Origin of the sequence: Acidovorax sp. ACV02 (genome assembly GCF_014851475.1) — a bacterium.
Taxonomy (GTDB): domain Bacteria; phylum Pseudomonadota; class Gammaproteobacteria; order Burkholderiales; family Burkholderiaceae_C; genus Acidovorax; species Acidovorax delafieldii.
Map to the genome: position 1 here is coordinate 21080 of NZ_JACUZU010000016.1, position 6914 is coordinate 27993.

General features: G+C 60.7%; 6 protein-coding genes and 1 pseudogene. 2 read left to right on the forward strand and 5 right to left on the reverse strand.

The window, feature by feature from the left end:
- Positions 1 to 2: 2 nt before the first annotated feature.
- The gene (locus IB236_RS23945; protein ID WP_192422451.1) at positions 3 to 986 is read right to left on the reverse strand and encodes a tripartite tricarboxylate transporter substrate binding protein; all 984 of its coding nucleotides are present in this window, start codon (positions 984 to 986) and stop codon (positions 3 to 5) included.
- A gap of 313 nt (positions 987 to 1299) precedes the next feature.
- Here IB236_RS23945 and IB236_RS23950 point away from each other — a divergent pair, with 313 nt between their 5' ends.
- Complete coding sequence (locus IB236_RS23950) at positions 1300 to 1950, forward strand: GntR family transcriptional regulator (RefSeq protein WP_192422452.1); 651 nt, start codon at positions 1300 to 1302, stop codon at positions 1948 to 1950.
- A 537-nt stretch (positions 1951 to 2487) separates the two neighbouring features.
- On the opposite strand, the pseudogene IB236_RS23955 reads toward IB236_RS23950, so the two are convergent.
- The 3 genes and pseudogenes from IB236_RS23955 to IB236_RS23965 form a co-directional block, all read right to left on the reverse strand.
- A pseudogene (locus tag IB236_RS23955) lies at positions 2488 to 2682 on the reverse strand (IS3 family transposase); the annotation flags it as partial.
- A gap of 215 nt (positions 2683 to 2897) precedes the next feature.
- Positions 2898 to 3884, reverse strand: a complete 987-nt coding sequence (locus tag IB236_RS23960; RefSeq protein ID WP_192422453.1) for a tripartite tricarboxylate transporter substrate binding protein — start codon at positions 3882 to 3884, stop codon at positions 2898 to 2900.
- Between the two features lie 91 nt (positions 3885 to 3975).
- Positions 3976 to 5595: a tannase/feruloyl esterase family alpha/beta hydrolase gene (locus IB236_RS23965; protein WP_192422454.1), complete on the reverse strand. Its 1620-nt coding sequence runs from the start codon at positions 5593 to 5595 to the stop codon at positions 3976 to 3978.
- 207 nt (positions 5596 to 5802) lie between these two features.
- Here IB236_RS23965 and IB236_RS23970 point away from each other — a divergent pair, with 207 nt between their 5' ends.
- Positions 5803 to 6753, forward strand: a complete 951-nt coding sequence (locus IB236_RS23970; RefSeq protein WP_192422455.1) for a helix-turn-helix domain-containing protein — start codon at positions 5803 to 5805, stop codon at positions 6751 to 6753.
- A gap of 63 nt (positions 6754 to 6816) precedes the next feature.
- Here IB236_RS23970 and IB236_RS23975 read toward each other — a convergent pair.
- On the reverse strand, positions 6817 to 6914 hold a 98-nt coding region (locus IB236_RS23975), incomplete at its 5' end, for an IS3 family transposase (protein ID WP_156358536.1).

Sequence of the window (6914 nt, forward strand, 5' to 3'; positions counted from 1 at the left end):
TTTCAATCTAGTGTGAGGTTCATCGTCTTGGCGATGCGGCCCCATTTCGTTTGGTCCGCAGCGGCCCTGCGGCTGGCCTCGGCGGGCGTATTCGCCACAGTGATCAGATCCTGCTCCAGCAGCCGATCCTTCATCTCGGGGGTCAGCAGGAGCTTGGTGACATCGCCTCGGACTTTATCCACCACCCCCTTGGGAAGACTGGCCGGCGCCTGCAGCGTTTCGACGAAGGTGGCGTCAAAGCCGACCACATCGTCTTCGGCAACGGTGGGGATCGCGGGTGCCTGCGGCGAGCGCGCGCCGCTAGAGACCGCCAGTCCCTTTTGACGCCCGTCCTTCACGAAGGGCAGCACGACAGTGGATGCGATGAACCCGCACTGCACTTGGCCGCTGACCAAGTCCTGGGCCGTCAGGCTCGGACCACGATACGGCTCGTGAACTATCTTGGAATTGGTAGACGCCAGCAGAAGTTCCATCGCCAAGTGGCTGGGCCCGCCCTGCCCGCTGGATGCGTACGTGACCGGCTGCTTGCGCGTGGACCTCAACAGCGCGGCAAGATTGCCAAAGCCGGTGCGTGGGTTGCACACGAGCATCTGGTTGAAGCTCGCCAGGTAGGTCACTGGCACAAGATCCTTTCCGGGATCGAATCCCATCTTCTTGTACAGATGGGGGTTCACCGTGACAACAGTGTCTGGAGCCGCAAGGATGGTGTGCCCATCGGTGGCTTGGGCGACCTCATGCGCACCGATGTTGCCGCCCGCGCCAGGCTTGTTCTCCATCACCACGGGTTGTCCACAGGCGGCCTGCAGCTTTGGTTGCAGTAGGCGCACGATGATGTTAACAGGTGCACCTGGCGGCGTGGGCACAATGAATCGCACTGGCTGCTGGGGCCAGGCCTTAGCACCATCTTGAGCGATAGCTGCTGGTGGTAGCCCGCCTGCCAGGGCAAGGGCGATGCCCGCGTGCCATGCGAATCGTCGGAAGCTCATGCATGCCTCGTTTGAATGGCCTGTGTTCGCGACGCCACGCCAGTGCAGGGGGCACTCCTGGCGCAGAAGGATGTAGCAAGGGTAGGGATCTTGCCGGACGCCAACCCAGTAAGGGTCGAAGTAGGACGGTTGAGTACAGCCACAAGGAGTCTGGAGAGATCGTTCATATGAAACGAACTATATTGAATTCTATTTGGAATCCAATAAGGGATATCCCCAGGATTGAATTCAATGTCATCAGGCAATATCCCTTACACTCGCTGTTTCAGATCCCGACATGCAGTTGAGCACTCTCCCCGCTAAGGCCAGAGCCATGGAAAGCGCGCTCCAGCGGCTGCGCGCGAAAGTCATCTCCGGCGAACTGTCACCCGGCGAACAAATCCGGCAACAGGAGATGGCGGAGGAGCTGGGCGTCAGCCGCGTGCCGCTGCGCGAAGCGCTGAACGTACTGGCCGACCAAGGGCTGCTACTGCACCGGCCCAATTCAGGCTATTTCGTCGCCAAGCGTGCGCCGACCGAGATGGCCCAGATCCGCCGCATCCTGCAATTGCTGGAAACCGAGCTGCTGGCGTCGATCGAATGGCCGGACACCGATACCTTGGACGCGCTGCACGGGTTGAACGACGAGATGCGGGCATGCGCCACCCAAGAGGACTGGACACCCCTGGTACGCCTGAACCGCGAGTTCCACCTGAAGATCTATTCCCTTTCGCCTTACCGTCTGATCCTTGACGAGGTGCAGCGGCTCTGGGCACTGGCCGATACCTTCATCGCGACGAAGATGGCCGACATGGGTGCGCGCTTGCGAACCGTGCAGGAGCACGACCAGCTGTTGCGATGCCTCGCCGCGCGGGACATGCCCCAGTGTCTTGACATGATGGAGCTGCACCGGAGCAGCACCTCCAGCGGCTTGCCGCCGGAACGCCGCGCTGGCGAACCGCACACCACCGCATCTTCCTCCTAGCCGGCCGCGATCCGGATGCTAGAGCGCATTATTCGAGATGCGACGCATGCGAGTGCTGCTGTCAGCATGAGCGCAACGTGCCGGTAGACTTCAACGCAGCGGCCTTGGCATAGCCCTGTGGCCATCCCAAGCTCTGCACGGTCGACGCGTGGTTGTGACCCGCGGACCATTGAAGCTGGGGACTGCGGCCGTTCGCGGCCGTCGTGGCACGTGCCAGCGCAAACGTGGGCTGCGCGATCCAACCGGGATCGAGCTCCGTCACTGCCAGCAGCACGGAAGGGAGGTCGGTCTGACAGTGTGACGGACGCGCGCTGTGAATACCTTGCCGAATCGTCGCCAAAGTAGGGCTTGGGCCCCGGAGGCAACTGCGCTTCGGCGCGTAAAAACCGCTCATCAGAAGCTGCGCGTCCACCGGCGCCGCAGGCGTGTCTCTCGCAACCTTGGAGAACCAGCTGACTGGCCCGATAGTCCGTACTCGACACTCGTCTGCCCGAACTTCACGAGCAAATCGATGATCGGCATGATCACGCCGCGCAGGTCAGGGGAGTAGGCCTTGCGGGGCATCGACCACCGGGTGAGGGTCGCGTCGTTCATTCTCGCGAGCCAGCCAGGCCAGCGATAGTGGCTCCCGCGGTCAGAGTGGCCCACCGGTCGGGCGCTTTTTTCGGTCACCCTCTATATGGCTGCATCCGGCATTGCGTTGACCAGTTCAGCGTCCAGGCTCGTACCCCAGGGCGCGTTAAAGCCTCGATCACAGCCTACGTGAACAGCGCGCTGTGCCGCCGTCGGCGAGGTCGTCCCATCAAATCCATTCCATAAGTGTCCATCTATCCTCCTTAGTTGAGCCTACACGAGCCTTATACATCGCCGCTCCCAAATCAACGTGTGTTCGCTGCCCCATTACCTTGGATCTGAACCCAGCAGGGGTCAAACGCTTTCCTCCAATGTCAATCAAGTGAGGCGTTTGCCTTCTTGATGATGCTGGCGAAGCGCACTGATTCAGATTGGATGTATTGGGTGAATTGATCTCGGGTAGGCGTGAACGCTTCGTAGCCGAAAGAGAGGAATTTTTCGCGCATGTCTGGTTCAGCAAGCGCCTTTTCGATGTCCCGCTGGATTTTGTCCGCTACGGCTTTGGAGGCCCCCTTGGGTGCGGCGATCGCAGTCCAGCCGCTGACTTCGAAGCCAGCGGGGCCGCCGGCTTCTGCAACGGTGGGGATATCTTTGTATGCGGGGAGCCGGCTGGGTCCGGCCACCGCCAAGAACCTCAATTTGCCTGCGCGGTACAGCGGACCTGCGGTTGCGCTGCTGCCAAGTGCGTATGCCAGTTCGCCTGTTGCCACACCCGTGTACAACTGGCTGGTCTCCTTGTAAACGATATGCTGTGTCTCGATGCCTGCGACGTTATCGAACAAAGCCGAGCCCAGGTGCACAGGGTTTCCAATCGACCAGGAACCATAGTTGAGCTTGCCAGGCTTGGCCTTGGCATCGGCTATTAGATCTCCTACGTTTTTATACTTGCTGTCTGCCGCGGTGGTGACGAAGAAATATGTCTTGAACAAAGGAAGAAGGGGCTCGAAATCCTTTTTAGGGTCGTAAGGCAGCTTCTTGAACAAATGCGGATAGGCGGAGAGGTGGACGTTGTCCAGCTGAACCAGGTCGTGACCGTCCGTGGCTCCTCGTTTGAAGGCGTCAATGGCGATGAAGCCGTTACCCCCCGGCCGGTTTTCCACCACTACCGGTTGACCCCATGCACGCGACAGTTTGTCAGCCACCAGACGCACCACCCCCTCGGGGCCACTGCCCACCGGGAACGGGGTGATGATGCGCACAGGCTTGGTCGGGAAGTCCTGTGCCTGCGCGAGAGAGGGTAGCACCGTTGCAGCGCAAAGGACGAGCGCACAGCTGCGCAGAAGCGAAATGCGATGGTTCATGTGGATGTAATAGAGGGGTTTTTGGAGGCGCCTGAACCGGTCGGCTGATTCGGTCCAAGCGCTATCGTTTGTGTATCGCCTGGGCCCGCCGTCAAGGCGCCGAGCAGGTGAAGTTCGCTGCATCGTCCGTGCTTCCCGCGCCTTTGTACTTGGCCACTTGCGGATGGGGGCACAGGGGGCGGGTCTGCGCCACGGCCCCGTTCACGATCTTCGATGCGGTGATATCGGCAGGGGCTGCTCCTTTTTCGGACCAAGCCATGAGAGCGCGGAAAATGTCCGTCTTCGCCTCCATGGGCACGGCCCCACTCGCCCTTTGCCCAAATTCGGAAGGGCCGGAGCCGCCGCTGCAGTGGTTCATGCCTGGGACCATGTACAGCCTGGAGAAATCCTCCGAAGCACCGACGGTCTGCTGGACTCGTTCGTAGTACCGCACAGTGCCCTGCGGCATGATGAGGTTGTCATTCCAGCCGTGGTACATGATGAGCTTGCCACCCCGCTGTTTGAAAGCGGAAATGTCCGGGTTGTCGGTGGCCATGACGGGCCCCACCATCTCAGCGTTCTTGCTGAAGAAGGCCTCGTAGTTGGCAAGGTTGAGCGTTCTCCAATCCCACGTCGGGTCGAAGTACACCCAGTACCGGGCCTGTTCGATGGGGATGGGGAATGGCTCCGCTCCGGCCAGCGCATTGAGGTCTGCACCCCGTTCCACACCGGGCCAAAGCAGCTGGCCCGCAGTGTTGCGCGCGCCGCCCCAGATTTTCTGCAGCGCGGTGGCTTCGCCGGGGGCCAGGCAGGTTCCGTCGGCTGAAGAGCAGTCCGCTCGTGTGATCTGGCTGTCTTTCGTCGGGTCGTACGTGCACGATCGCGGATCGCGGATCACGCCATCCGCCACGCCGTCCGCTGCGTCGCATGCAGCGACCGCGCGCTGGGTAGCCAACTCGCGCTTCGCAGTGGATAGAGGTCCCGCAGCGTCGGCCTGCATCACAACCTGGGGCCAGATCTGGTAGGCCTGGAACCGGTCCCAGTGAATCGCGGGTGCGCCCGCAAGGATGGCGTCGTAGTCTGCCGGGTAGCGCTGCGCCATCATCAGCCCCTGACGCCCGCCGGTCGAGCAGCCGTACCAATACGAGCGCACAGGATCCTGGGCATAAAAGGCCTTGACCAACTGCTTGCCGACAACCGCCATCAGGTGCTCCGACCGGTGGGCGAAGTCATTCTGGAGTTGGGTATTGGGTTTGCCGGGCGATTCCATACCGAAGGCACCAGACAGAAAGAAGCCTGTGTGGCCCGTGTCCGTGGTGGCGCCGGCGAATCCCTGCCGCACGGAATCGACCGCAGGGGCGAGCTGTGAAGAGCCCGCATAGACACCGTTGCCCTCTGCCCGAAACCGGCCGTTCCAGGAGGTGGTGGGCAACGATACCCAGATGTTGACCTGAGGATCCACTTTCACTTTGACCAGGCAGTAGGGCTTGTCCGATGTGGCAGTGCCCGTCGTGCCGGTAGTCACTTCCAAAATGCTCACGGGCGCATCTGCCGTAAGAAGCGCGGAGCCGATGCCCTGCATGGTGCATGCTCGGGTGGGTTGAATGGAAATGTTGTCGCCGACGGGAGGAAGAATGTCGCCACCCCCCCCGCTGCCGCAACCGCCCAGCGCAACAGCCGCAAGGCCCGCGATCCCCGCCCGCGCTTTCCATGAATTCTGGTTTGTCTTCAAAATTGTCTCCTGTGCAACGAGAGGTCATTGCACAGTGAAGGGCTTGGCGCGTCTTACAGATTCCGATCACAATTTCACGGGATGCGCATCATCCAGGGGAAACCCGGGTGAGGGAGCGCATATAGCAGCTATCGAGAAAAGGTATACGCCGACGGGGGCATCAACGCCACAATGAATGCCCCGGTTTCACGCGAAAAGATGGCTTCCATGGCAGACATTCCTCGCGAGAGATTTCAGATCAACCCCCACGGGGAGCGCAGCTTGCTCACCCCTGAGTTGGCTTCGCAATGGCGGGGTTTCGCTCTGGGTTGGGTCGAGGCTGCTCACGAGGTTGAGGCGCGCCATGCCGAGGTGGGCATGACGACGCTCGCGATGCTGGACTGCGGTCACGCTCAGGCCGAATTTTCCTCAGGAAGGAAATCCTCCCACTGCGACCTGAAACCCGGGGCAATGGGCTTGTTCGTTCAAGGCACTTCGATCAACCGGCTTCGCTGGGAATGCCGAGATGTTCGCAGGATCATGGTGGAGGTGCACTTGGCCGCCCTACCCGAGCTGGGCATGGATGCGCCTTCGCGAAGGCCTCCTTGGCAAACTGAGTTTGAATTTCACGATGACGGCCTCGCGGCAGTTCTCCGCATGATGGCTACCGAAGTCGCAAACGGATCACCGAACGGCCAGCTCTACGCCCAGTCCCTCTCTTTGGGCGTGGCGATGCGGTTGCAACAGCGGACAGCCAGCCGGGGCAGTCTTCGTGCTGAACGTGGAAGACTCAGCGCGATGCAGGTACAGCGACTGGACGAATGGATCCACACCCGTCTTGACCAAGACATCTCGTTGCCGCAGCTCGCGGAGTTGGTGGGATTCAGTCCCGCACACTTTGTCCGACTTTTTCGGAACACGGTGGGCTATGCGCCCTACCATTATGTCCTCAGGAGTCGACTGGCCTGGGCACGTAAACTGCTACTGACAAGCGATCTTCCTATCGCGGCGATTGCCGCAGAAACTGGATTTTCTAGCCAAAGCCATCTGACCACGGCCTTCATACGGGAGTACGAGACTCCTCCTGGGCAGATGCGCCGTCAAGAAGCGGGCATCGCTTACGCGACGCTCTCGGGCGTAGATTGCGGCGATGAGGATGGTCGTGCCCAGGATTGTTGATTTCCACGCAGAAGTGACCCACTGACCCCCAGGAGGGGGTGCGGATAAAAACTTGGACTGGTTTTATGCCGCAAGTCCAAGGCTCACCCGGTATTCGATAGGGCTGAGGGAGCCAAGAGAGATCTTGATCCGCTTCTCGTTGTACCAGCGGATGTAGTCGT

Bases quoted from the DNA above. Each gene is read 5' to 3' on its own strand.
- IB236_RS23950 (WP_192422452.1), top strand. From the start codon at position 1,300: ATGGAAAGCGCGCTCCAGCGGCTGCGCGCGAAAGTCATCTCCGGCGAA.
- IB236_RS23970 (WP_192422455.1), top strand. From the start codon at position 5,803: ATGGCAGACATTCCTCGCGAGAGATTTCAGATCAACCCCCACGGGGAG.
- IB236_RS23960 (WP_192422453.1), bottom strand. From the start codon at position 3,884: ATGAACCATCGCATTTCGCTTCTGCGCAGCTGTGCGCTCGTCCTTTGC.
- IB236_RS23945 (WP_192422451.1), bottom strand. From the start codon at position 986: ATGAGCTTCCGACGATTCGCATGGCACGCGGGCATCGCCCTTGCCCTG.